The sequence below is a fragment of the Pseudomonas graminis genome, assembly GCF_001705435.1.
GTDB classification, from domain to species: domain Bacteria; phylum Pseudomonadota; class Gammaproteobacteria; order Pseudomonadales; family Pseudomonadaceae; genus Aquipseudomonas; species Aquipseudomonas graminis_B.
The window spans coordinates 166,405-190,095 of sequence record NZ_MDEN01000057.1 but is presented as its reverse complement, the minus strand read 5'-3'; the positions used below and the strand labels follow the sequence as shown (position 1 = coordinate 190,095).

Sequence of the window (23,691 nt, the reverse complement as noted above, 5' to 3'; positions counted from 1 at the left end):
GACCCTGGGGTCGGTTTTTTAACAAGCGAATCGCTTAGGCTGCAGCAGCAAGGTTCAGAGCCTTGATGTGGCCATTCAGGCGACCTTTATGGCGAGCAGCTTTGTTCTTGTGGATGATGCCTTTATCGGCCATACGGTCGATAACTGGCACAGCCAGAACATAAGCAGCTTGCGCTTTTTCAGCGTCTTTAGCGTCGATGGCTTTAACTACATTCTTGATGTAGGTACGAACCATGGAACGCATGCTGGCGTTGTGGCTGCGACGCTTCTCAGCCTGTTTTGCACGTTTTTTGGCGGAAGGTGTGTTGGCCACCGTCGAGCTCCTCGAAAGACTTGGGAAATAGCTAACAAAATAGGCCGCGAATCATGCCGATGAGTTTGACACTTGTCAAGGGCAGTTGATGCGTTCCGCTGAGTGGTCGCAGTGTGGTGCCGAGGTGATTTCTTTCCGGCGTGCGACCTGTAAACTCGCGGGCTTTGGCTCTGAGCTGTTTTGCGGCGCGGAGTATCGCATATATGGAACGCGCTTTGGCGCTTCCTTTGGTCAGGCGTATAACCTTTCGATGAATCTACTCAAATCGCTTGCCGCCGTGAGCTCTATTACGATGCTTTCGCGGGTGCTGGGCTTCGTCCGCGACACCATCATCGCGCGCGCTTTCGGTGCCGGCATGGCCACTGACGCCTTCTTTATCGCCTTCAAGCTGCCCAATCTGCTGCGCCGGATCTTTGCCGAGGGCGCTTTTTCCCAGGCCTTCGTTCCCATCCTGGCGGAATACAAGAGCCAACAGGGCGAAGAGGCAACCCGCACATTTGTCGCGTATGTCACCGGCCTGCTGACCTTGGCCCTGGCGATCGTCACGGTGCTGGGCGTCGTATTTGCCCCGTGGGTCATCTGGGCCACCGCGCCGGGTTTTGCCGATACGCCGGAGAAGTTCCAGCTGACCTCGGACCTGCTGCGGGTGACCTTTCCTTATATATTGCTCATTTCTCTGTCATCACTGGCCGGCGCGATCCTCAACACGTGGAATCGCTTCTCCGTACCGGCGTTCGTGCCGACGCTGCTCAATCTGGCGATGATCTTCTTCGCCCTGTTCCTGACGCCCTATTTCCACCCGCCCGTGATGGCGCTGGGCTGGGCTGTGCTGGCGGGCGGTTTGCTGCAGCTTCTTTATCAGCTGCCGCATCTGAAAAAGATCGGCATGCTGGTGCTGCCGCGACTCAACCTGCGCGACACCGGTGTCTGGCGGGTGATGAAGCAGATGCTGCCGGCCATGCTTGGGGTGTCCGTCAGTCAGATTTCGCTGATCATCAACACCATATTCGCCTCGTTTCTTGTCGCAGGTTCCGTGTCTTGGATGTATTACGCCGACCGCCTGATGGAACTGCCTTCCGGGGTGCTCGGCGTGGCGTTGGGGACGATTCTGCTGCCGATTCTCTCGAAAACCTACGCCAGCCGGGATCGCCATGAATATTCGCGGATTCTCGACTGGGGCCTGCGCTTGTGTTTCCTGTTGGTGCTGCCGTGCACCCTGGCGCTCGGGCTGCTTGCCGAGCCGCTAACAGTTTCGCTATTCCAGTACGGCAAGTTCGACGGCGAAGATGCCGCGATGACCCAGCGGGCGCTGGTCGCGTACTCGGTGGGGCTGCTGGGCATCATCGTGATCAAGGTGCTCGCGCCGGGCTTTTATGCTCAACAAAATATCCGCACGCCGGTGAAAATCGCGATCTTCACCCTCATGGTGACTCAGCTGTTCAATGTGCTTTTCGTCTATGTCATCCATCTGGCACACGCCGGTTTAGCGCTCGCGATCAGTGTCGGGGCTTGCCTCAATGCGTTGCTGCTGTTCTGGCAGTTGCGCAAGCAGGACCTGTTTCAGCCGCAGCCGGGTTGGCCGATGTTCCTGGGCAAGCTGATTATCGCGGTGGTGGCGATGTCCGCCGTGCTGCTGGGCCTGATGCATGTGATGCCCGCTTGGTCAGACGGCGAGATGCTGCAGCGATTCCTGCGCCTCGGCGCGCTGGCACTGGCAGGTGTCGTGACGTATTTCGGCACTTTGCTGTTGCTGGGTTTCCGCGTCAGGCATTTCGCTCGCAAGGCGATCCTGTAGGATCAGTCGTCGTTTTCTGCCGGTTAACGTCGATTGTTGTGGTTTGCCCGGATGTGTCGCCTGTCGTTGACGGCGGTGTGTGGTTATAATCGGCCACTTTATGAGCAAGAAGCGCGTTATGCAGCTGGTTCGAGGCCTTCACAATCTGCGCCCGCAGCACCGGGGCTGCGTCGCCACTATTGGCAATTTCGACGGTGTACACCGGGGTCATCAGGCTATCCTGGCGAGACTGCGTGAACGCGCCGTCGAGCTGGGCTTGCCCAGTTGTGTGGTGATCTTCGAACCGCAACCGCGCGAGTTCTTCGCTCCCGAGACGGCCCCGGCCCGTTTGGCCCGACTGCGCGACAAGCTCGATCTGCTGGCTGGCGAGGGCGTTGATCTGGTGTTGTGCCTGGCCTTCAATCAGCGCTTCAGCAAGCTCAGTGCATCCGAGTTTGTCGACACCGTGCTCATCGATGGCCTGGGTGTGAAGCACCTGGAGGTGGGTGACGACTTCCGTTTTGGCTGTGACCGCGTGGGCGATTTCGATTTCCTGCAAAAAGTCGGCGCCGGAAAGGGCTTCACCGTCGAAGCGGCGCAGACCGTCGAAATCGATGGCGTCCGTGTGAGCAGCACCAAGGTGCGCACGGCGCTTGCTGCCGCAGACTTCACCCTGGCCGAGCATTTACTGGGCCGCCCGTTCGAAATCTCTGGCCGCGTACTGCATGGCCAGAAACTGGCGCGTCAGTTGGGTACGCCCACGGCCAACGTGCAACTCAAACGTCGTCGCGTGCCATTGACCGGTGTCTACCTGGTCAGCGCGCAGATTGACGGCAAGGTATGGCCAGGCGTCGCCAACATCGGCGTGCGTCCCAGCGTGGCGGGCGATGGACGTCCCCATCTGGAGATTCACCTTCTGGATTTTACCGGCGATATCTATGGCCGGCGTTTGACGGTGGTATTCCACCACAAGCTGCGTGATGAGCAGCGCTTTGCCTCCCTTGAGGCGCTCAAGACGGCGATCGATGCGGATGTCGCTGCCGCTCGTGCCCACTGGCACGACCAACCGCTAAACTTTAGAGCCTGAAATGACCGACTACAAAGCCACGCTTAATCTTCCGGACACCGCCTTCCCGATGAAGGCCGGCCTGCCCCAGCGCGAGCCGCAAACTCTGCAGCGCTGGGACAGCATTGGCCTGTACCAGAAGCTGCGCGAAATTGGCAAGGATCGGCCCAAGTTCGTGCTGCACGACGGGCCTCCGTACGCCAACGGCAATATCCACATCGGTCATGCGGTCAACAAGATTCTCAAGGACATGATCGTTCGCTCGAAGACCCTTTCCGGCTTCGACGCGCCTTATGTCCCGGGCTGGGATTGCCACGGTCTGCCGATCGAGCACAAGGTCGAAGTCACCCACGGCAAGAATCTGCCTGCGGACAAGACCCGGGAACTGTGCCGTGCCTACGCGGCCGAGCAGATCGAAGGGCAGAAAGCCGAGTTCATCCGCCTGGGTGTGCTGGGCGACTGGGACAACCCGTACCGCACCATGGACTTCGCCAACGAAGCCGGTGAAATCCGCGCGTTGGCTGAGATGGTCAAGAACGGCTTTGTCTTCAAGGGCCTGAAGCCGGTCAACTGGTGTTTCGATTGCGGCTCTGCATTGGCTGAAGCGGAAGTTGAATATCAGGACAAGAAATCGTCCACCATCGACGTCGCCTTCCCGGTGGCCGATGCCGACAAGCTGGCTGCCGCCTTCGGTCTGCCAAGTCTGGGCAAACCTGCTGCCATCGTGATCTGGACCACCACCCCGTGGACCATCCCGGCAAACCAGGCGCTCAACGTTCACCCGGAATTCACCTACGCACTGGTCGATACCGGCGAGCGCCTGCTGGTGCTGGCTGAAGAGCTGGTTGAGTCCTGCCTGAAGCGATGGAACCTTGAAGGTTCGGTGCTGGCGACGGCCGAAGGTTCGGCGCTCGAGCTGATCAATTTCCGTCATCCGTTCTACGATCGTCTTTCGCCCATCTATCTGGCCGACTATGTCGAGCTGGGCGCGGGCACCGGTGTCGTTCACTGCTCGCCGGCCTATGGCGTCGACGACTTCGTGATCTGCAAAAGCTACGGCCTGACCAACGACGACATCATCAGTCCGGTGCAGAGCAACGGCGTGTACAGCCCGTCGCTGGAGTTCTTCGGTGGCCAGTTCATCTTCAAGGCCAACCAGCCAATCATCGACAAGCTGACCGAAGTCGGCGCGTTGCTGCACACCGAAACCATCACCCACAGCTACATGCACTGCTGGCGCCACAAGACGCCGCTGATCTACCGCGCCACCGCGCAGTGGTTCGTCGGCATGGACAAGCAGCCGACGTCGGGTGACACCCTGCGCAACCGCGCCGTGAAGGCCATCGAAGAAACCAAATTCGTCCCGGCATGGGGGCAGGCGCGCCTGCACTCGATGATCGCCAACCGTCCTGACTGGTGCATCTCCCGTCAGCGCAACTGGGGCGTGCCGATCCCGTTTTTCCTGAACAAGGAAAGTGGCGAGCTGCACCCGCGCACCGTTGAGCTGATGGAAGAAGTCGCTCAGCGCGTCGAGCAGGAAGGCATCGAAGCCTGGTTCAAGATGGACGCTGCCGAGCTGCTGGGTGACGAAGCGCCGCACTACGACAAGATCTCCGACACTCTGGACGTATGGTTCGATTCAGGCACCACGCACTGGCACGTCCTTCGCGGCTCCCACCCGATGGGCCACGAAAGCGGTCCACGCGCCGACCTGTACCTCGAAGGCTCGGACCAACACCGGGGCTGGTTCCACTCGTCGCTGCTGACCGGTTGCGCCATCGATAATCACGCGCCGTACCGTGAATTGCTCACCCATGGTTTTACCGTGGACGAGAACGGCCGCAAGATGTCCAAGTCGCTGGGCAACGTTATCGCGCCGCAGACCGTCAACGACACACTGGGCGCGGACATCATGCGCCTGTGGGTTTCGGCGACCGATTACTCCGGCGAAATGGCTGTTTCCAACACCATTCTGCAGCGCAGCGCCGATGCGTACCGTCGTATCCGCAACACCGCACGTTTCCTGCTCTCGAACCTGACCGGTTTCAACCCGGCCACCGACTTGCTGCCAGCCGAAGAGATGCTGGCGCTGGACCGCTGGGCGGTGGATCGCGCCCTGCTGTTGCAGCGTGAACTGGAAGAGCACTACGGCGAATATCGGTTCTGGAACGTCTACTCGAAGGTGCACAACTTCTGCGTTCAAGAATTGGGTGGCTTCTATCTGGACATCATCAAGGACCGCCAGTACACCACCGGTGCCAACAGCACGGCGCGCCGCTCTTGCCAGACTGCGCTGTTCCACATCTCCGAAGCGCTGGTTCGCTGGATCGCACCGATCCTGGCGTTCACCGCCGATGAGCTGTGGCAGTACTTGCCGGGCGAGCGTAACGAGTCGGTCATGCTCAACACCTGGTATACCGAGCTGAGCGAACTGCCTGAAGGCTTCGAGCTTGATCGCGCCTACTGGGAGCGGATCATGGCGGTGAAGGTGGCGGTCAACAAGGAAATGGAAAACCTGCGCGCGGCCAAAGCCATTGGCGGCAACTTGCAAGCCGAAGTCACGCTGTACGCCGAAGACGCGCTGGTGGCGGATCTGTCCAAGTTGAGCAATGAGTTGCGCTTCGTGCTGATCACCTCAACGGCCAGCGTCGCGCCTTTCGTCAGCGCGCCTGCAGATGCGGTGGTCACCGAAGTGGCTGGTTTGAAACTCAAGGTCGTCAAATCCGGCCACGCCAAGTGCGCGCGCTGCTGGCATCACCGCGAGGATGTCGGGGTCAATCCGGAGCATCCGGAAATCTGCGGTCGTTGCGTCGACAACATCAGCGGCGCAGGCGAGGTTCGTCACTATGCCTAATGCATCGGCTGGCCGTATGGGCCGACTGGGTTGGTTGTGGTTGAGCGTGCTGGTGGTGGTCATTGACCAGGCCAGCAAGTTCTACTTCGAAAACCGCCTGGAGTTGTACGAGCAGATCGTCATCCTTCCTGACTACTTCAGCTGGATGCTGGCCTACAACACCGGGGCTGCGTTCAGCTTCCTGGCCGACAGTTCCGGCTGGCAGCGCTGGTTGTTTGCGCTGATCGCGGTGGTGGTGAGTGGGGTGCTGGTGGTCTGGCTCAAGCGGCTCGGACGCGACGAAACCTGGCTGGCGATTGCCCTTGCCCTGATATTGGGCGGGGCACTCGGCAATCTGTATGACCGAATCTTCATCGGCCATGTCATAGACTTCATATTCGTGCATTGGAAAGAACACGGCTTCCCGGCCTTCAATGTTGCGGACAGCGCCATTACCGTTGGCGCGATCATGCTGGCTCTGGACATGTTCAAGAGCAAGAAAACCGGAGAGACCGTCAATGACTGATCAGTTGATGACCGAACAGGCTACTCAGGAAACACGCATCGGTCAGAACACGGAAGTCACCCTGCATTTCGCGCTGCACCTGGAAAACGGCGACACCGTCGACAGCACGTTTGACAAGGCGCCGGCGACTTTCAAGGTTGGCGATGGCAGCCTGCTTCCGGGCTTTGAGGCGCTGATCTTTGGCTTCAAAGCCGGTGACAAACGCACGCTTCAAGTGCCGCCGGAAAACGCTTTCGGTCAGCCGAACCCGCAAAATCTGCAGGTCATGCCCCGTTCGCAGTTCCAGAATATGGAGCTGTCGGAAGGGCTGCTGGTGATCTTCAACGATGCGGCGAACACCGAGCTGCCGGGCGTGGTGAAATCGATGGACGATGATCAGGTCACCGTCGATTTCAATCACCCGCTGGCGGGCAAGACGTTGACCTTCGAAGTGGAAATTTTCGAGGTGAAGGCACTCTGAGCATCGCCAGAGCGCCTGGCCCCGGCACTGTTCGGGGCCTTTTCGTTTATATGTTTCATTGCGCGTAGACACGAGGCACATCATGCAAATCAAACTCGCCAACCCACGTGGCTTCTGCGCCGGGGTGGACCGTGCGATCGAAATCGTCAATCGCGCGCTGGAAGTGTTTGGCCCGCCGATCTACGTGCGCCATGAAGTGGTTCATAACAAATTCGTCGTCGAAGACCTGCGCAGCCGTGGCGCGATCTTCGTCGAAGAGCTCGATCAGGTGCCGGACGACGTCATCGTGATTTTCAGTGCCCACGGCGTGTCGCAGGCGGTGCGCACCGAGGCGGCAGGTCGCGGCCTGAAGGTGTTCGACGCCACCTGTCCGCTGGTGACCAAAGTGCATATCGAGGTCGCGCGCTACAGCCGTGATGGCCGCGAGTGCATCCTCATTGGGCACGCCGGCCACCCTGAGGTCGAGGGGACGATGGGGCAGTACGACGCCAGCAATGGCGGCGCGATTTATCTGGTCGAAGACGAAGCAGACGTTGCCAACCTCCAGGTGAGCAATCCTGAGAACCTTGCCTTCGTGACCCAGACGACGCTGTCGATGGACGACACCAGCCGGGTCATCGACGCCCTGCGCACACGATTCCCGGCCATTGGTGGCCCGCGCAAGGACGACATCTGTTACGCCACGCAAAACCGTCAGGATGCGGTCAAGGTCCTTGCCGATGAGTGCGACGTGGTGCTGGTGGTCGGCAGCCCGAACAGCTCCAACTCCAATCGCCTGCGTGAACTGGCTGAACGCATGTCGACCCCTGCCTATCTGATCGATGGTGCCGAAGACATGCAGCGCAGCTGGTTCGACGGCGTGGGCCGCATCGGCATTACCGCCGGTGCTTCGGCGCCCGAGGTGCTGGTGCGTGGCGTGATCCAGCAGCTGCACGCCTGGGGTGCGACCGGCGAAGACGAGCTGGCCGGGCGCGAGGAAAACATCACCTTCTCGATGCCCAAGGAATTGCGCGTCAAGTCGCTGCTGTAATCCGGTCACTCCGTGACCGCATCATGCGCAGGGCTCGCTGCTGAATCCCTCGGATCGCAGCGTGACCCTGCCGGTCACCGCAATCACCAACTGGTAGCGACTGGCAGGTGCGTCTCTGAGACACACCGCCAGTGTCCCGTTAGCGTTGTTCAGCAGCCGCCCCGTGTTATCGAAACCAATGCGCACGGCGACTTTGCTGTTGCCCACCACCCTGACGTCACGGTGGCTGGCGAACTCGGCCAGCGACAGCTCACCCTCGTCTCTGAGCTGGTTGCGGTTGCTGTCGACGAACACGTTCCAGCCTCGGCTCCAGTCCTTTTCAAGGGCCTGTATCACCACTGGCTGACTGCGCAGAATCGCCTCTGTGCGAGCCATTCGCAGCCCGCTGGCCAGTTGCTGAGCCGTGTCCTGACGTCGTTGTGAGTCGATCAACTGGCCGAAGGCGGGGATCGCGAGCGTCGCGACGATACCCACAATCACCAACCCTGCCAGCAGTTCAATCAGCGTCAATCCTTGCTGTTTCACGAGCGTCTTCCGTTGAGTTCGGCGCTCAAGCAAACACCTGCTCCGTTGCGCTGACAACCGGTTCGATTGTCAGCCGGTATGTCTGCAAGCCGCCGTTACACATCCTTCGGGCAAACCGCTGCGCATCGGCTTCACTGGTGCCTGCACAGCGGACGGCAGAGGTGGGCGATGGCAGGAAAGGCGATGCAATCAGGGATGACATTGATCGAAGTGCTGGTTGCGCTGCTGATCTTCAGCGTTGGCATATTGGGTGTGGCGATGCTGCAGCTCAACGCGCTGAAGTACACCGAAAGCTCGATGCGCAGCATGCACGTCAGTTTCATCGCCCATGATCTTCTCGAGCGAATCCGCGCCAATCCGGGCACCAGTTATGCGCTGGCTTCGCTGAGTCAGGCGCCATCGTCCGGCAGTCTCGCCGTCCCACGCCAGCAAGACCTGTACGACTTCGCGACGCAGTTGAGACGCGCGGTCGGTGACGATGCCGAGGCATCCATTGCGGTGTCGGGATCGAGCGTGACCGTTACATTGAAGTGGGACGATTCCCGCGCCAGCCAGGAGGCCGCACAGAAGCAGACGCTGACGTTGACCGCAGATGTATCTGCCGAGCGGGGCGCACGACCATGAGGCCTTTGGAGAAAGGCTTTGGCCTCGTCGAAGTTATGCTGGCGCTGGTGTTGGGATTGGTGATGTCGCTGGCCTTGGCGCAGATATTCATCAGCTCAAAGAGCAGCTATGCCAGTCAGACATCGTCCGCCAGCCTGCAGGAAGACGCGCGATTCGTGCTCAGCAAAATGGTCCAGGAAGTGCGGCTGGTCGGCATGTTCGGCTGTTTGGGAAAAGTCGACGACGCCAGCGTCGGCAATGGCTTTTCCAAAGCGTTTGAAGCGCCGATCCACTGGGACGCCAGCTCGCAGACACTGAGCCTCGCCACCGCCGGAACCGGGGAGGGTGGAGGCTGGTCGACCTGGGTCATACACACCGACTGCGTGTCATCCGCCACCGCGTACTCCAACGGCCGGGCGCCCCGGCTCGCCGGACATGAGACCGCGATACCCATTCACAAGCAGGTGTATCGCTTCAACAAGGCTCGCAATGAGCTATCGCTGAATGGCCAGCCCCTGGTCAGCAACGTGCGCGCGTTCAGCGTGCTGTTCGGCGTTGCCGGTTCGATCAATGACCGCTCCGTTGCGCGGTACGCGGCCACCGCCGAGCCCTCGTTGATCCGCAGCGTGCGGCTGACCCTGACACTGTTCGACCCCGCAGATCGGGCGCAGGAACAGACCATCGACGTCGTTGCCGCCCTCCGTAATCGGCTGGGGTGATCACATGAATATGAATCCACAACGTGGCGCGGTGTTGATCGTCAGCCTGGTGTTCCTGCTGTTGCTGACCCTCTTGGCGACATCGTCGATGCAGAACGCCACCCTCCAGGAAAAAGTGGCGGGCACGCTCAAGCGGCGTGATGCGTCGTTTCAGTCCGCCGAGACAGCGCTGCGCATTGCTGAATCAAACATCCTGTCATCCGGGTTTTCACTGCCGGCCTGTTCGTCGCCAGCGAGATGTTTGCCTCCGCCTGAAGCGCTGACACTTTCCAAAAGCGAAACGGGCGGGGCCTCGGGTGTGGATTGGGTCGCAACGCGGGGTGGTTTCTACGGCATTCAGCATGTCGGCCAAACCGATCAGCCGCCCGGTGGCGGAGACGGTCAGTTTCGGATCCTGTACCGCGTGACGGCCATCGGCATTGAGGGCGACTCACGCACCGTGCTCGAAAGCATCCACACCCAGGAGCGCCGCGTAATGTGGCGGCAGCGGCAATGAACAGAACTCGCACAGGCTTCACCCTGATCGAACTGCTGATTGCCATCGCCATCGTCGCGATTCTCGCCGCCGTCGCGTACCCGCAGTACAGCGAGTACATCCGGAAAACCCGCCGCTCGGAGATCGCCGGGGTGCTGGTTGAAGAGGCGCAGAAGCTTGAGCGGTTTCATTCACGGGCAGGGCAATACTCGGACGTCAGCGGGCCTCCGGCGCTTAGTCATGAGGTGTCGATGGGGAATGGGTTTTATCGGATAGGGGCTGAGCGCAAGGAGCGGACGTTCGCGCTGACCGCTTCGCCGGTTGGCGGAGGAATGATGGCGGGCGATGCGTGTGGGAATTTTGTGCTGGAAAACACTGGCAAGCGCGACAATCTCGGGATGTCGGGGGCTGCCAGTGTGGCGGGGTGTTGGGGGCGATAGTGCTTATTTAAAGCAGTCGGTGCCGCCAGCCGAGGTTTTGTTCCCGAGTTGATCAATAGTTAATGCTCCGCATGCATCTTGCGTTTGCTGATCCCGAGGTGCGGCCGTGAACGAATATGCCGTCGCATTCGCTGTAACGCTCAACTGGTATTTGCCGGTTTGTGAGAGCGGCTGCGTGCTGGCAAAACCCAACGCGGTGAGATTGGTAACCGCATACGTATTGTTCTGAGCGTAGTACCGCTCCATTCGGGCCACGGCGTCATTGAGCATCACTATCCCTTCGGAGCGATAACCCCGCTGGACGTATTTGGTGTAGGACGGATAAGCGATTGCCGCCAGGATGGCAACGATGGCGACGGTAATCATCAACTCGATCAGCGTGAAGCCGCGTTGAGAGCGGTTTGAACAATGCATTAAGTACAGCCTCATGGAGTGTATGGAATAACGCGCCAGTTCTGGCGGCCATTGAAAGCGGTTCCGGTGTTGACGGCGGTGGGTTCGCCGCTCGAATCAGTCGAGTACTTGCTGCCACCGATGCTGCCAACGTCTACACCCCCGGCGCTGATGCTCATCCCGCTGACGACGGTGTCGTTGTAGTTGTCAGCGCTTGAGATGGTGCCATTGCGTCGAAGGTTGAATACGGTGAAAGCCGTGCGACTTCCCGTGGTCGGATCAAGGCCATATAGCCATCCTGTGACGCCTGGGCTGCACACGTCGGTAACCGGCGTTCGCGTCGATGCAAACAATACGCTGCCGCTGAGGACCAGCGGGTCGACCAGCCGCTCACCCAGAAGCGTGTTGCCCACGGCAAGGTCGAGATACCAGCCCGACTTGGCGGTCCAGTCCACGGTGTTATTACTCACGATGCGGACATCGTTACTGGTTCCCGCAAAACTGACGTTATTGGCCTGCGACGTAATCGTCTGAGCCTGAAGGCTGCCCCGCGTTAACGTTGGCGTTGACGATGCTGCGGCGCCGACCGTTTGTTTATCCCAGATGCCGTACAAGGTCTGCAGGTCGGTGCTGGCCTTGTCGGCCGTCGCGAAATAGCGCCCCGTTCCGAACAACACGATCGTTCCCGCTGCAGTCGGATGTGCTACGACCGTCGGTGGTGCGGTAATGGACTGCACGGCGGCCCCGGCCGTATCGCTCGCGGTCGCGGTGTAGAGCGGTTTGTTGCCAAACGCTACTTTGTAGTTGCTCGCTGTGGCGTTTGCCGTCAGCGAACTTGCAATCAGGTCAAAGCGCCATAGGTTGCCAAGCAGGTCCCCGGCGTACACGTAATCTGCATAGCCGTCGGCGTTTGCGTCCAGCACCACGGGAGAAGACAGCCCGTTGTTGCCGGTCACCGAGGTGGTCAACTTGCTGATCGTGGCACCTGTGGCGGCATTGAGGATGAACAGTGATGCATTGCCGTTGTTACCGCTGTAGCCATTGCCGACTATGACGCCCCATTCTCCGGAGTGCAGCTTGGCGATGACAGGAACGGAAAAACTTGAGCCTAGATCCACGTCGTTCTGTGATGTGAACTCCCAGAGCAGGCTGATGCTGTCGGGGTTGGTGATGTCCAGCGCAAAGATTTCTCGCCCGCCCGCACCCAGCGTGCCCACCAGAATCGTGTGCCACGCGCTGCCAAAGTATACGTCTGCGACGACCGGCGTGCTGTCGACGAAAAAACGATGGAGAGCGGAGTTGGAGTTGTAATCCTTATTGGTCAATGCATTGAGGTTCGAGATCACTGCCGTGGGAATGAATGCGAACTTTTCGACGCCGGTCAGGGTATCGAACGCATGCAACATCCCATCGTTGGCGCCAACGTAGACTTGCCCGCGTCGAGTGCTCTGGGTCGTCTGGAACGTCCCGTAGGCGCCGCTCTGCCCATCAAGGGTATCGGCAACGGATGCGTCATAGAGGGATGTGTCCACCACCACTGGCGAAGAGTTGACCAAGTCACCGATCAGCGAAGCGCGGCGGCGGTATGTAGAGGTGGCTCTACTGGTGTCACCTTTCACGAAGTCCACTTGATCGGACGTTAGTGTCGTCTGCAAGTTGATGCCGGCGTAGGTACGGTTCGCCAGGTTGGCATACGTGAACGCCTGCAGGCCGTTAGTGGTCGTGCCTGCCATCTGGATGTTGCGCGAACTCCATGTAGGCACCACCTGCGAGGCAGACCAGTTCTGCACGCTGCTGGTGCTGCCATCCGCTTTGTTGATCGTGGTGGTGGTCTTGATTAGGTCGCCGCTCCAGGTGGCGACATTGAGGCTGTTCAAATACGTCGCGGCCGCATTGCTGGTGCCGAGCGCAGGGACCACTGCCGGTGTCGCCACCGAGTTATTGGTTTGCAGAATCTGGTTGAAGGCGGCGTCGAGCTGTTGCTTGAGGGTCGAGGCGTTGGTCACCAGAAAGTAATTGTTAGGCGTGCCCGATTTTGTCGAATCCCACTGTCCCGCCACCGGCAGGCTGCTGCTGGTGTTGGTCGGGCCGCCGAAGCCGCCCCACTTGGCCGCGTACCACAATGGATCCTGCAGGTTAGTTATGGAGGTCGTTGGCGAAGCGACGAACCTGCGGGTATGGGTATCGCCCCGGGATGAAGGTGATACCGCCTGGTTTTGGTCTTTGCGTCCCGGGAGCAGGTCGGCCGTGTTGTTGCAGGTCGCGGTTGATGTTGCGCATGCACCGGGAAGTCTCGTACCGGGCGTATCGAGCGAGTAGTGAAGGTTTCCGTTGGCCCCCCCTGTCACCTCCAGATAAATACCGTCGGTGGTGGTGCCGGAAATGGTATAGCCCATGTGCGACTCGGCGCCCGATACCGAGTAGACGGTTTGCAGCGTCACATCCAGCGTGCCGAGGGCGTTGACCGCGACGGTATAGAGCACAATGGCGTCCATGTCGTAATCGCAGCCCTGACCGCAGTCGTCGAACACCACCCGGAAAACCGCCTGCGCCCGGCCGCCGTTGATATTGGCGTTGGTGGGCTGGCCAGTCATGTTGTACAGCGAATCGATATAAAAGCCGGTGATTTGCTCGGTAATGCCGCTGCTCGCCACTTTGCCAAATGGCACCAGCGTGATTGAGCCCGTGCCGACGGGCATTTGAATCCGCGGTAGCGTCGACGAGAGTGCGATGGAGAAGGTCTGGACCTTTTGATTACCTAGAGAGGTAATCGGGTTGGTGTTGGCGAAATAAGCCACTGCCGCTGCGTTGAAAGTGCCCTCTTTGGTGGGCTCTTCCGGCAACCCCCTGATGTTACCCAGACTGGACGCTGCTTTTGCAGTCGGCGCCTGATCGCTAGCGCCTAGTGTCTGGCCGATATTTATGTTTTTGCTGCCACCCACATCCGTGTTCCAGATCGTCTGTCCAAGCGCATTTACGTCTAGATTGGTCAGCGCAGCGGAACTGCCTGGGGCCGCGTTTATTGTGTATTTGCTGCCAGGCAAGTCAGAGTCATAACTGGGTGTTACGTCACTGAAAAGTGTCTCGAATGGCTTGGAGCAACTCGGATAAGTTGGCGGTGTAGCGGCTGCGTTCGGCGTCGCCGAATAAGGGTTGCTCCACGTCGTGACGCTGGTCAGGCTCAAGCCGCCGCTGGTGTCAGCATTCCCGGATTTGTAATTAGCGGTGGGAGTGGTCTCGCCGCTGAAGTAGCGCATGGTCTCAAACATCATTTCGCCGAGCGGATTCCCCCAGTTCGGGCAGTTGGCGTTCGGCATGGGCGTGACGTAGATATTGCAACCGGTGGTGCTGAGCCTCAGCCCGTCCAGCGTCCCGATGATAGCGCCTTTCACGTAGTTGCCGTTTCTGTCCTGTGTGCCAAAGATTCCCGTCGAGGCATCGATCTCGGCCGAGAAGCTGCCCATCGCCTTGCGGACTACACCTCCCTGAATATTGTTCTGGTAGGTGCCCGTTACAAGTCCGAAGTACATCTGGTTGCCTTCACCGTAGTCGTGAAGGATGCCTGTGGGTTTATAGGTGCCATTGGGATAGAGCTTGCAGTTGCTTTCGATGAAGCCTGATTTACAGACCTCGACCCGTACCTGGTAGTTGGTGGGGGAAACATCGACGTCGCTAAAGTTGGTATTGGTTGCCTTGGACCCGCCCTGGGTCACTTCCCGAGATACCCAGCCAAAGATGCGAATGTTCGACACATTGGATAGCACGCGCAGCAACGGCGCGCTGCTCTGTGTGTTGTTGGCGAAGAGCGTGTAGTTGCCGGCACTGGGATTCGACAGCGGGGTGTAATCCGACAGGTCGTAACCATCCACGGTACGGCTTGAGTACTCCTTGCCCCACGTGTGCGCGTCGGTCGAAATATAGGCGCGGGTAAGAATGGTCTGCGAGGTGGTGTCTACCTCGCGATAGCCGCCATAGAGCACTTTGCGCAGCGCATCGGCGCGTGAGGTCGTCAGGTAATTAAGGTAATCACCGCTCCAGTTTCCCGGGCATTTTTTGAGGTTCGCAACTGTCGTTTTCGACTGCGCCGAGAAGTAACCATTGTTGTAGCTGTAGCACGTGAGTGAATCGAAATAGCCCAGGTAAGTAATTGAGGGCTTATAACGAATATCGATAGAGCCGTCACCGTCCAAGTCGGAGGCGTCGTTATAGGCAGGGAAAAACAACTTGTGGTCGCGGCCCACTACCAGCATGTTCAGCGGCGGTACGGAGTTGTTCAGGAACAGCGGCAGCTGCGCGGGGACCTGGCTCACGGCAGCGTACGCCACGCCGAACGGCAGCAGGATCAGACAGGCCAGTGCTACGATGAAACTGCTGAGCGTGATTGGCTTATTCATGGTCGTTCACTGTCTGGCAGGCGCTTAAGAGTCGGAAACGGCAAAAACCGTGCGAAGGATGACGCGTTGCGTGGTTGTGTCGCTGGAGCATCTGACGTTGGAAGCGCAGGCGGTGATTTCGTAATAGTGACGGCCGCAGTCTCTGGCCAGAAGCGCACAGTTGTTCTGCGCCTGACCGTCCAGGAACTTCAAATCGGTCACATACCATTCAATCTCGACGTTATTGCCGGTGGCCGGGTTGTATTGATATGTGGTAACCAAATTGATATTGGCGCTGTTGGCGGCGGTGAATGCCGGTAGATAATCGCCGTTTACCAAGGTCGTCGGGACACGCATGCAGGGCTTGTTCGTATTGCCGGCGATCGTAGTGCATTGCCACTGGTTAATGCTCACCTCACCGATTCGGAGCCCCGCTTCGGCGGCGTTGGTCAGGGTCTTCTGGAGCCTGAGGTTACCGGTGATCCGGGATTCGAGCGACACCCCCCGCATGCTGGAAAGTGCAAGCAACGTGATGATCAACAGCATCATCAGCGCCACCAGAAGAGTGGCGCCGGTCTGGTTGCGGTGTTGCCAGCGCGCAAGCGTATTGATCGGGGGCCTCATGGCATCTGATTCCGGATCATGATGGTCCCCTGCACAATTTGATAAATACCTTTCGTATCGTTGTAGCTGGTGCCATAGCGCCCGTTCCAGTCTTTGAGCGCGAGTGAAATATCCGTGGTTGTATCCCGGATCATCGGTGTGCCCGAGCTCTGCATCAAAGCGCTGTAACGGACCGCCGCAATGGTACCGGTCGGCGCAGTAGCAGTGTATTTGGTGACGGCTTTCGGGTCAGTAGGGTCCGATCCATATTCAAAGCGCAGATCCTGGACACCGCTCACGAGCTGCTGATTGATGGCGCCGTTGGTGCATGTAATGGCTTTGTTGTCAGAATCGAAGGCTATTTTCTGGACAATTTTCGGGCGCACGGTGGCCGGCACCGGCTTCGCCGAATAGGGTGCAGTGATGCTGTCTTTGTCCCCCGTCGCCAAGGCCGTTCCCTGGCAGGTGACGTCGAGTTTGCTGGTGGCCTGATACTGAACGCACAAGGCGGATTCGGATATCGCCACGACGGAGGCGCCCAGTGGAAAATTGCAGCCGCTCAGAGAGTTGTCGGCGGGAATTACGGCGCCGAGGCTGCTGCGATAGCCGGCTTTCAACAATTCCTGGCTCAGGATGGCCAAGGTGAAACGGCCATTTTCCTGATTGCCCATCTGCGCTTGCTGAAAAAGATAAGTCCGCTGGTTGCTGATGAAAATCTGAGTCACGCCGAGGATCAGGAGCAGGCCGATGACCATCGCGACCATTAGCTCGATCAGTGACAGGCCTTTTTGCCGGTTAGCTAAGGCTTTCATTTGATGCGTGTCCTCAAGCGATAGGTGCAGGTACCTGGCGTCGTGAGACTGGAGCCGGTCATGCAGTCAGCGGCGTTCTTGACCTTCCAGGCAACCTGAATCTCCAGATCGGCGTTCGTTGCGCTTGAGGTCGTGCAGGCTGATACATCGCCTGGCGTAGGTGTTTTGCAGATGTAGAAGCTGTCCGAGTCAAGCAGGCTGTCGGCGCCTGGCAACATGGTGCCTGCACGTGATGCCCAGCAACCGATCTGCTCGGACAGCGCTGACGGTGAAGGTGTGCAGTCTGAAGCGGGACTTGGGAACGAGGCGCCCGGCGCCTTCAGGCATGAATTGCCGGTGGTGCAATCCGCGGGTGCGCTGCGAATGATTTCGACGAGATCGTCCACAAGCATGATCGCGGTATTACGCTGAACAGAATCCTGAGTGTAGGGAATGGCCTTGCTTTGAAGGGCAACCATGCCAAGCACACCCACTACAATAATGAGCAGGCTGACCAGGACTTCGATCATGCTGAAACCAGCTGAGCGACCGCGCGCGATGCTACCGTTCATCAGCATCCCCCAGGGCGCGTCGAGACGGGAGGAGCGATGCGTCCACTGGACTGCACAGAGATAAACTGCGGTATAACGGAGGAGTCATTGGCGTATGAGACCTGGAAGCAGGCTGTGGCAGAGGACGTACCTGTCGGCGAGAAAGCAATGCTGCCCACTGCGGTCGTAATCGTGATACCGGATTGCAGCCCCGAGGCGCCAATTTGTCTCAGCGTCTGCTGAGTCGTTTTGACCGAGAGATCTCCCGCCCAGTTGGCGCTACTGCTCCCGGGGGCCGCAATGGTGACAGGCGTACTACGAGTCACCGCTTCCGCTCGAGAGTATTGCAGCAGGTTATAAAGCTCATCGGCCCCTGCCCTCACGTTACTGCGGTGAATCAGGCTGACGAAACTCGGCACCGCAATGGCGGCAAAAATGCCAACGATCACTACGGTCACGATCAGCTCGATCAACGTAAACCCGCCATTAACGCCCTTGTCAGGACATTGCCAGCTGCGACGCGGATTCGGGCGCGTTAGACCAGAGCTGAGATCCATCAAGGAAATTCCATTTTTTGCATTGAAATATGGTGATACTACTCAGCTCCGAAGTCGCTAAGTAGTAGATGTTCGGGAATTTTCGGCGGACCGGTGGCACACAGTATTTCTTCGGCTGCGTTCGCGTCAGGTTGATTGCCATCTGACGGGCGGATTGCGGCGCATATAATTCGTGGATGGTTGGGTTCAGCATGTCCGGGCAACACATCATTATCATCGGCGGAGGCGTCATCGGCCTCCTGACCGCCTTCAACATCGCCTCAAAGGTCCGAAGCGTAACGCTGATCGACCGATCGGAAGTCGGCCAGGAGTCCTCATGGGCCGGCGGCGGCATTGTGTCTCCGCTCTACCCATGGCGCTACAGCCCCGCCGTAACGGCACTCTCGCACTGGTCGCAGGATTTTTACCCACAGCTCGCCGAGCGCTTGCAGGGAATGACCGGCATCGATCCGCAAGTCCACAAGACCGGCCTTTACTGGCTGGATCTCGACGACGAGGCCGAGGCGCTCGAATGGGCAGCGCGTGTGAATCGTCCGCTGACGTCGGTGGATATTTCTGCGGTCTACGACGCCGTGCCAGTCATGGGCGGCGGCTATTCGCGAGCGGTGCACATGGCCGACGTCGCTAACGTCCGCAATCCGCGTCTGGTCAAGTCGCTCAAGGCTGCGTTACTGGCATTGCCCAACGTGGTGATTCGCGAACACTGCCAGGTCATCGACTTTGTGCGCGAAGGTGATCGCGTCCTGGGTGTCACGACGGACGAGGGCGATGTGCTGGGCGACAGTGTGGTGCTGGCGGCTGGCGCATGGAGCGGGGATCTGCTTGGCAAACTGGGGCTGGCGCTGCCCGTTGAGCCGGTCAAAGGCCAGATGATCCTCTACAAGTGCGCCGCCGACTTTCTGCCGAGCATGATCCTCGCCAAGGGCCGTTACGCGATCCCTCGGCGTGACGGGCATATCCTCATCGGCAGTACGCTTGAGCACGAGGGGTTTGATAAGACGCCCACCGAAAATGCCCTGGACAGCCTGAAAGCTTCGGCGATCGAATTGATCCCCGCGCTGGCGGATGCGCACGTGGTCGGGCACTGGGCGGGGTTGCGACCGGGGTCGCCTGACGGCATTCCATTCATAGGCCCCGTGCCGGATCATCACGGCTTGTGGCTCAACTGCGGCCACTACCGCAACGGCCTGGTGCTGGCGCCGGCGTCGTGTCAGTTGCTGACGGATTTGCTGGTCGGGGAAGTGCCGATTATTGATGAAGCGCCTTATGCGCCAGAGGGGAGACTGAAACCATGAGCGGCCATCTCCGACGCCAGTAGCCCTCGAAGTGCTTCGGTACTCGTGAGTAGCTCCGCGAGCAACGCGTCATCGATATCCATGTAGCCTTCGTACTCAGCGAGGTTTCTGCGCTCGTGGCAAAGCGCAGAGAGCTGTACCCGCACTTTATCCAGATCAGCGTGTGTGGAAGGCACTGAAACACAAGATAGCGGCGGTCCGACCGGTATCCTTTCAGGCGCAGTGCCGACAGCGCCATTGCGTGTGCAGCGTTATAGGCCAGATCAAAACGGCTGGCGTATGAAAGAGCGGAATTATGAACGTCCAACAGCCTATCAAGGGCCGAGCGGACCAGTCCGATATTCGTTCTTGTCAGCAGGCTCGGCTTTCAATCCGCCAGTACGTACCAAGTTCGCCAAAGGCTCGTTGCCCATTCCGTGGGTTCTCCCTAATCGCTTCCGATGATGTCGATCTTTTCCTGCTCTGCCACTCGGGTCACGAAGCTGTTGCCGGTGGCGAGCTTCGCTTTCCAGTCCGACGGCGTGTAGAGCGTTGGGTTGATGGGCCTGCCCAGCATCTCTTCGAGCGGGATCATACGCTCCATCACTTCGCTGTAGCTGACGCCTTCACCGATCAGCATCAGATCTATGTCGCTGGATGTGTTGGCGGTCCCTTTCGCAACCGAGCCGTAGATAAACGCTCGCTGAATCTGGTCTGCGAAAGGCAGCAACTCCACTCGGAGGTGATCGGCGATGCCGAATGTTTTGCGCACAAGGCCAACCAGTTCGGGGTACACCGGACTTTCAGGATTCGCCTGATAATGGATTTGGTTGCCCTGCCGGGTTGCGGTCAGCAAACCTGCTGAGTGCAATTTCTCCAGCTCACGAGTTGTGCTGCCTTTGCCGACCTGGACCCAGCGACTGATTTCGTTGGTATAGAAGCTCCGCTCCGGATTGCCGAAGAGCAGGCCCAGCACTCGTTGCTGAGTCGTGGTGAAGAGCGCGTCGCCGATGTTCATAGGGATCTGTCTAGATAAGTCCCAAAAAGGGAACGATAGGTCCCTTTTTGGGACCTGTCCAGCGCGGCGTAATCCATCACTCCAACCCCAACTTCTTTAACCGATAACGCATCGACCTGAACGTCAAATTCAAACGCTGCGCTGCCGCCGTGCGATTCCAGCGGGTTTCCTCCAGCGCCTGCAGGATCAGTTTGCGCTCGATGCTTTCCAGGTAGTCTTCCAGGTTATCAATGTTGGCCAGGCTCGGGCCGTCCTCCTCGGCGGGGCGTGATGGCTCGGCCAGGCGCAGGTCCGCGGTGTCGATCTGATCGTCTTCGCACAGCGTGTATGCCCGCTCAAGCATGTTTTCCAGCTCGCGCACGTTGCCGGGGAAGCGATAGCCCTTGAGGGCCGCCAGCGCATGGGGCGGAATGACAGTCGCTGGCTCACCGGCGGACTCGGTCAGGCGGCGCAGCACGCTGTTGGCGATCTCTTCGATGTCTTCGCGACGTTCGCGCAACGGCGGCACGCGCAGCTCGATGACGTTCAGTCGGTAATACAAATCCTGCCGGAAACGCCCGGCAGCCACTTCCTGATTAAGGTCCTTGTGGGTCGCGCACAGCACGCGAACATCCACCACTTGCTCCTGCTGACCGCCGATGGCGCGAACGGACTTTTCCTGGATCGCGCGCAGCAGTTTCACCTGCATCGCCAGCGGCAGATCAGCCACTTCATCGAGAAACAGGGTGCCGCCGTGGGCGACCTGAAACAGCCCGGGCTTGTCTTCGTGGGCGCCGGTGAAGCTGCCTTTGCGATGTCCGAAGAATTCGCTTTCCATCAGCTCTGAAGGGATCGCGCCACAATTGACCGGCACAAACGGCTGCTCGGCGCGCGGGCCTTGCTCATGAATAAGCCGGGCGACCAGTTCTTTGCCGCTGCCCGATTCGCCGCTTATGTAGATCGGCGCCTGGCTGCGCGCCAGTTTGGCGATCTGCTTGCGCAGCGCCTGCATCGGCGGGGAGCTGCCCAGCAGGCGATGGTCAATGCGATTTTCTTCGGCAGGCGCGGTGCGCAGGCGCAAGGCGCTGGACACCAACTCACGCAAGCGTGTCAGGTCGACCGGCTTGGTCAGGAAATCGAACGCGCCGGCTTTCAGTGCATGGATCGCCGTGTCGAGGCTGCCATGGGCGGTGATCATCGCCACCGGTACTTGGTTATGGCGTTTCTGAATGTGTTGCACCAACTCCAGGCCGTTGCCGTCGGGCAAGCGCATGTCGGTCAGGCACAGGTCGAACGGCTCGCGGGCCAGCCACTCTTGCGCTTCCTTGACGTTGCGCGCACTGCGGGTGTCCAGTTTCATCCGACCGAGCGTGATTTCCAGCAGCTCGCGAATGTCCGGCTCATCGTCGACGATCAGGATCTTTTGCCGTTGGCTCATGTTCAGCTCAGCTTGAATGGATGGGCGAAGGTCATTCGCATGCAGCTTCCGCCACCTTCCCGTGGAATGTAATTGAGGCTCGCCTGATTGCTTTCGCACAACTCGCGCGACAGATACAGGCCCAGGCCGGTTCCTTTGCTTTCGGTGGTGAAGAAGGGTTCGAAGATTTTCGCCAGATGCTCTTCGGCAACGCCTGGCCCGTCGTCGAGGACGTCCAGCGTCGGCAGTTCGCTGTACGGGGCTTGAAACAACCTTAGCCAAACTTGCGCGTGTTCGTGGAGCTGGCCGCTGTAGCGCAAACCGTTTTGCACCAGATTGCTCATCACCTGCTGCAATTGTTCGGCATCCATATGCGTACTGAGCACGCCTGCGCCGATGTCCAGATGCACGCTTTGACCCGCCGTCAGCTCATCCCGAAGGTTAGCGACGAACGCCTCCAGCCATTGCTTGAGATCGAGCAGCTGGGGTTCGGTCTGACGTCGACGAGACAGCTGCAGAACGTTCTCGATCACCAGATTCATCCGCCGCGATTGATCGTGAATGATCTGATTGAGACGCCGGTCCGGCGCGGTCAGTTCCTCCGATTCCAGCAGCAGTTGCGCGGCATGACTGATGGCGCCCAGCGGGTTGCGGATCTCGTGGGCAATACCGGCGGTCAGTCTGCCCAGCGCGGCCAGTTTGAGCTGCTGGGCCTGTTGGGAAATCTGCGACAGGTCATCGAGAAATACCAACGTGTGGCGATGACTGCCGCGTGCCAGTGGGATGAAACCCGGACGCAGCACCGGACCAATGGCCGAAGTGGTGATGCTGCGCGGGGCCATCGACGGGTTGGTCATCCATTGACCCAGGCGCTCGACCAGTTGCGGCGAATAGGCGTCGACGATTTCGCCCAGCAAGCGCTCGTGGCCCAGCAAATTCAGCGCGCTCTGGTTGGCGAGCAGTACTTTGTGGTCCTCGTCGAGCACCAGAATGCCGGTGCGCATGCGCTGCAGGATCAGCGCGTTGAGTTCTTCAAGGTTGTCGACGTCAGCGGCGCGACGTTCGGCGATGTCTTCACTGAGCTGCAAGCGGCGTGACAGGGCCTGAACCAGCAGTGCCGCCGCAAAACACAGGGCGCCCAGCGAGCCGGCCTGCACGAAATGGTTGGCGGCAGAGGGCTTGTGATAGCTGATGTAGAAGGTCAGATAGATGATGCCGATGGCTGACAGCGCGGCAATCAGCAGGCCGGTTCGCTTGCGCAGGAGCACGTTGCTGATCGCCACCGAGGCGATAATCAGGTTGCCAATGCCGCTCGGTGCACCGCCCCCGGCGTAGAACAGCGCCGCCAGCATCAGCGTGTCGGCCATGGCGAGGGAGAACAGTTGCCCCTGGCGGCTCGGGCGTTCGAGCAGCACCACGACAAGGATGTTGAAGACCAGATACAGCCAACAGCCGATGCGGAACAGCTCGATGTCGGCCAGCTCCAGCAATTCGGCGTCCAGGCTGCTGGAGATCAGCAGCACCAGCAGCACGCCGATGCTCAGACGATAGAGGTGATACAGCCGCAGGATGCGTTGGGCCTGAGGCGTCGCCAGCGACAGGCTGTCAGCGGTCACGTGCAGCGGGGCCCTGCAAACGGTGCGCTTCGGTGCAATACCATTGCTGGTTCTGGCTCAGCGCGCGATCGCGAGGGACATGCACGCCACATTGCGCGCAACGCACCATGGGCGCAGCGTCGAGTTCCGGCGTTGCGGGCTTCGGGCGTGGTGCAGGGCCTTTGACCAGGCGTTTGAAAAACCAGACGACCGCCACAATCAGGGCGAGCCACATAATCAAGCGAATCATGTCTGTCAGCTTATGAAGTGAAGAGCGCGCAGTGTAGCCAAGCGGATGTCGGGCGCACAGTCATCTCCATCGCCGGATGCTGTCGGAAAGTGGTCGGGCATGAAAAAAGGCCCCGAAGGGCCTCTT

Annotated in this window: 23 protein-coding genes and 1 pseudogene; 11 read left to right on the top strand and 13 right to left on the bottom strand. The window is 59.4% G+C overall.

From position 1 onward, the window contains the following. Positions 1–34 precede the first annotated feature (34 nt). Complete coding sequence (gene rpsT / locus BBI10_RS07140; RefSeq protein ID WP_037015424.1) at positions 35–313, bottom strand: 30S ribosomal protein S20; 279 nt, start codon at positions 311–313, stop codon at positions 35–37. 250 nt (positions 314–563) lie between these two features. On the opposite strand from rpsT, the gene murJ reads away from it, so the two are divergent. From murJ to ispH, 6 genes are all read left to right on the top strand, one after another. Further along, complete coding sequence (gene murJ / locus BBI10_RS07135) at positions 564–2,108, top strand: murein biosynthesis integral membrane protein MurJ (protein WP_065987675.1); 1,545 nt, start codon at positions 564–566, stop codon at positions 2,106–2,108. Positions 2,109–2,226: 118 nt separating this feature from the next. Further along, positions 2,227–3,174 (top strand): bifunctional riboflavin kinase/FAD synthetase, encoded by a 948-nt coding sequence (gene ribF / locus BBI10_RS07130; protein ID WP_065987674.1) that lies wholly within the window; start codon positions 2,227–2,229, stop codon positions 3,172–3,174. A 1-nt stretch (position 3,175) separates the two neighbouring features. Then, entirely contained in the window at positions 3,176–6,007 is a 2,832-nt protein-coding gene (ileS, locus tag BBI10_RS07125) for an isoleucine--tRNA ligase (protein ID WP_065987673.1), read from the top strand. Beyond that, on the top strand, positions 6,000–6,512 hold the full coding sequence (gene lspA / locus BBI10_RS07120) for a signal peptidase II (protein ID WP_065987672.1): 513 nt from the start codon (positions 6,000–6,002) through the stop codon (positions 6,510–6,512). Before ileS ends, lspA begins: the two co-directional genes overlap by 8 nt. A gap of 7 nt (positions 6,513–6,519) precedes the next feature. Next, a complete protein-coding gene (fkpB, locus tag BBI10_RS07115) occupies positions 6,520–6,972 on the top strand; it encodes an FKBP-type peptidyl-prolyl cis-trans isomerase (protein WP_065987706.1) in 453 nt (150 codons plus the stop codon). A gap of 82 nt (positions 6,973–7,054) precedes the next feature. Further along, on the top strand, positions 7,055–8,002 hold the full coding sequence (ispH, locus tag BBI10_RS07110) for a 4-hydroxy-3-methylbut-2-enyl diphosphate reductase (RefSeq protein ID WP_065987671.1): 948 nt from the start codon (positions 7,055–7,057) through the stop codon (positions 8,000–8,002). Between the two features lie 21 nt (positions 8,003–8,023). On the opposite strand, the gene BBI10_RS07105 is transcribed toward ispH, so the two are convergent. Continuing rightward, positions 8,024–8,527, bottom strand: a complete 504-nt coding sequence (locus BBI10_RS07105; protein WP_065987670.1) for a GspH/FimT family pseudopilin — start codon at positions 8,525–8,527, stop codon at positions 8,024–8,026. A gap of 183 nt (positions 8,528–8,710) precedes the next feature. Here BBI10_RS07105 and pilV (BBI10_RS07100) point away from each other — a divergent pair, with 183 nt between their 5' ends. Genes pilV (BBI10_RS07100) through BBI10_RS07085 form a run of 4 tightly spaced genes read left to right on the top strand, consistent with a single transcriptional unit; the run spans position 8,711 to position 10,764 of the window. Further along, a complete protein-coding gene (gene pilV / locus BBI10_RS07100; protein WP_244160324.1) occupies positions 8,711–9,151 on the top strand; it encodes a type IV pilus modification protein PilV in 441 nt (146 codons plus the stop codon). After that, entirely contained in the window at positions 9,148–9,849 is a 702-nt protein-coding gene (locus BBI10_RS07095; protein WP_065987668.1) for a PilW family protein, read from the top strand. The genes pilV (BBI10_RS07100) and BBI10_RS07095 overlap by 4 nt, the downstream gene beginning before the upstream one ends. 4 nt (positions 9,850–9,853) lie before the next feature. Continuing rightward, positions 9,854–10,345 (top strand): pilus assembly PilX family protein, encoded by a 492-nt coding sequence (locus BBI10_RS07090; protein WP_065987667.1) that lies wholly within the window; start codon positions 9,854–9,856, stop codon positions 10,343–10,345. Beyond that, the gene (locus tag BBI10_RS07085) at positions 10,342–10,764 is read left to right on the top strand and encodes a type IV pilin protein (RefSeq protein ID WP_065987666.1); all 423 of its coding nucleotides are present in this window, start codon (positions 10,342–10,344) and stop codon (positions 10,762–10,764) included. The genes BBI10_RS07090 and BBI10_RS07085 overlap by 4 nt, the downstream gene beginning before the upstream one ends. Positions 10,765–10,767: 3 nt before the next feature. On the opposite strand, the gene BBI10_RS07080 is transcribed toward BBI10_RS07085, so the two are convergent. Genes BBI10_RS07080 through BBI10_RS07055 form a run of 6 tightly spaced genes read right to left on the bottom strand, consistent with a single transcriptional unit; the run spans position 10,768 to position 18,032 of the window. Further along, positions 10,768–11,178, bottom strand: a complete 411-nt coding sequence (locus BBI10_RS07080) for a type IV pilin protein (protein WP_065987665.1) — start codon at positions 11,176–11,178, stop codon at positions 10,768–10,770. 11 nt (positions 11,179–11,189) lie between these two features. Beyond that, positions 11,190–15,551: a pilus assembly protein gene (locus BBI10_RS07075; protein WP_065987664.1), complete on the bottom strand. Its 4,362-nt coding sequence runs from the start codon at positions 15,549–15,551 to the stop codon at positions 11,190–11,192. Positions 15,552–15,575: 24 nt separating this feature from the next. Next, positions 15,576–16,154: a pilus assembly PilX family protein gene (locus tag BBI10_RS07070; protein ID WP_065987663.1), complete on the bottom strand. Its 579-nt coding sequence runs from the start codon at positions 16,152–16,154 to the stop codon at positions 15,576–15,578. Continuing rightward, a complete protein-coding gene (locus tag BBI10_RS07065; protein ID WP_065987662.1) occupies positions 16,151–16,945 on the bottom strand; it encodes a PilW family protein in 795 nt (264 codons plus the stop codon). Before BBI10_RS07065 ends, BBI10_RS07070 begins: the two co-directional genes overlap by 4 nt. Next, positions 16,942–17,496, bottom strand: coding sequence for a type IV pilus modification protein PilV (gene pilV / locus BBI10_RS07060; protein ID WP_065987705.1), 555 nt, complete (start codon positions 17,494–17,496; stop codon positions 16,942–16,944). The genes BBI10_RS07065 and pilV (BBI10_RS07060) overlap by 4 nt, the downstream gene beginning before the upstream one ends. Next, positions 17,496–18,032 carry a GspH/FimT family pseudopilin gene (locus BBI10_RS07055; protein WP_065987661.1) on the bottom strand — a complete coding sequence of 179 codons (537 nt, stop codon included), beginning with the start codon at positions 18,030–18,032 and terminating at the stop codon, positions 17,496–17,498. The genes pilV (BBI10_RS07060) and BBI10_RS07055 overlap by 1 nt, the downstream gene beginning before the upstream one ends. Positions 18,033–18,223: 191 nt before the next feature. Between BBI10_RS07055 and thiO the strand changes: the two genes are divergently transcribed. Then, positions 18,224–19,327, top strand: a complete 1,104-nt coding sequence (thiO, locus tag BBI10_RS07050; RefSeq protein ID WP_065987704.1) for a glycine oxidase ThiO — start codon at positions 18,224–18,226, stop codon at positions 19,325–19,327. On the opposite strand, the pseudogene BBI10_RS27920 reads toward thiO, so the two are convergent. From BBI10_RS27920 to BBI10_RS07030, 5 genes and pseudogenes are all read right to left on the bottom strand, one after another. Beyond that, positions 19,297–19,740: pseudogene (locus BBI10_RS27920) on the bottom strand (hypothetical protein). The gene thiO and the pseudogene BBI10_RS27920 sit on opposite strands and share 31 nt — an antisense overlap. A gap of 14 nt (positions 19,741–19,754) precedes the next feature. Continuing rightward, positions 19,755–20,324, bottom strand: coding sequence for a nucleotidyltransferase domain-containing protein (locus BBI10_RS07045; RefSeq protein ID WP_065987660.1), 570 nt, complete (start codon positions 20,322–20,324; stop codon positions 19,755–19,757). Between the two features lie 76 nt (positions 20,325–20,400). Continuing rightward, a complete protein-coding gene (locus BBI10_RS07040) occupies positions 20,401–21,741 on the bottom strand; it encodes a sigma-54-dependent transcriptional regulator (protein WP_065987659.1) in 1,341 nt (446 codons plus the stop codon). A 2-nt stretch (positions 21,742–21,743) separates the two neighbouring features. Further along, entirely contained in the window at positions 21,744–23,336 is a 1,593-nt protein-coding gene (locus BBI10_RS07035) for a sensor histidine kinase (RefSeq protein WP_065987658.1), read from the bottom strand. Beyond that, positions 23,326–23,565: a PP0621 family protein gene (locus tag BBI10_RS07030; RefSeq protein WP_065987657.1), complete on the bottom strand. Its 240-nt coding sequence runs from the start codon at positions 23,563–23,565 to the stop codon at positions 23,326–23,328. Before BBI10_RS07030 ends, BBI10_RS07035 begins: the two co-directional genes overlap by 11 nt. Between the last annotated feature and the right edge of the window lie 126 nt (positions 23,566–23,691).

Bases quoted from the DNA above. Each gene is read 5' to 3' on its own strand.
- murJ (WP_065987675.1), top strand. From the start codon at position 564: ATGAATCTACTCAAATCGCTTGCCGCCGTGAGCTCTATTACGATGCTT.
- ribF (WP_065987674.1), top strand. From the start codon at position 2,227: ATGCAGCTGGTTCGAGGCCTTCACAATCTGCGCCCGCAGCACCGGGGC.
- ileS (WP_065987673.1), top strand. From the start codon at position 3,176: ATGACCGACTACAAAGCCACGCTTAATCTTCCGGACACCGCCTTCCCG.
- lspA (WP_065987672.1), top strand. From the start codon at position 6,000: ATGCCTAATGCATCGGCTGGCCGTATGGGCCGACTGGGTTGGTTGTGG.
- fkpB (WP_065987706.1), top strand. From the start codon at position 6,520: ATGACCGAACAGGCTACTCAGGAAACACGCATCGGTCAGAACACGGAA.
- ispH (WP_065987671.1), top strand. From the start codon at position 7,055: ATGCAAATCAAACTCGCCAACCCACGTGGCTTCTGCGCCGGGGTGGAC.
- pilV (WP_244160324.1), top strand. From the start codon at position 8,711: ATGCAATCAGGGATGACATTGATCGAAGTGCTGGTTGCGCTGCTGATC.
- BBI10_RS07095 (WP_065987668.1), top strand. From the start codon at position 9,148: ATGAGGCCTTTGGAGAAAGGCTTTGGCCTCGTCGAAGTTATGCTGGCG.
- BBI10_RS07090 (WP_065987667.1), top strand. From the start codon at position 9,854: ATGAATATGAATCCACAACGTGGCGCGGTGTTGATCGTCAGCCTGGTG.
- BBI10_RS07085 (WP_065987666.1), top strand. From the start codon at position 10,342: ATGAACAGAACTCGCACAGGCTTCACCCTGATCGAACTGCTGATTGCC.
- BBI10_RS07080 (WP_065987665.1), bottom strand. From the start codon at position 11,178: ATGCATTGTTCAAACCGCTCTCAACGCGGCTTCACGCTGATCGAGTTG.
- BBI10_RS07075 (WP_065987664.1), bottom strand. From the start codon at position 15,551: ATGAATAAGCCAATCACGCTCAGCAGTTTCATCGTAGCACTGGCCTGT.
- BBI10_RS07070 (WP_065987663.1), bottom strand. From the start codon at position 16,154: ATGAGGCCCCCGATCAATACGCTTGCGCGCTGGCAACACCGCAACCAG.
- BBI10_RS07065 (WP_065987662.1), bottom strand. From the start codon at position 16,945: ATGAAAGCCTTAGCTAACCGGCAAAAAGGCCTGTCACTGATCGAGCTA.
- pilV (WP_065987705.1), bottom strand. From the start codon at position 17,496: ATGAACGGTAGCATCGCGCGCGGTCGCTCAGCTGGTTTCAGCATGATC.
- BBI10_RS07055 (WP_065987661.1), bottom strand. From the start codon at position 18,032: ATGGATCTCAGCTCTGGTCTAACGCGCCCGAATCCGCGTCGCAGCTGG.
- thiO (WP_065987704.1), top strand. From the start codon at position 18,224: ATGTCCGGGCAACACATCATTATCATCGGCGGAGGCGTCATCGGCCTC.
- BBI10_RS07045 (WP_065987660.1), bottom strand. From the start codon at position 20,324: ATGAACATCGGCGACGCGCTCTTCACCACGACTCAGCAACGAGTGCTG.
- BBI10_RS07040 (WP_065987659.1), bottom strand. From the start codon at position 21,741: ATGAGCCAACGGCAAAAGATCCTGATCGTCGACGATGAGCCGGACATT.
- BBI10_RS07030 (WP_065987657.1), bottom strand. From the start codon at position 23,565: ATGATTCGCTTGATTATGTGGCTCGCCCTGATTGTGGCGGTCGTCTGG.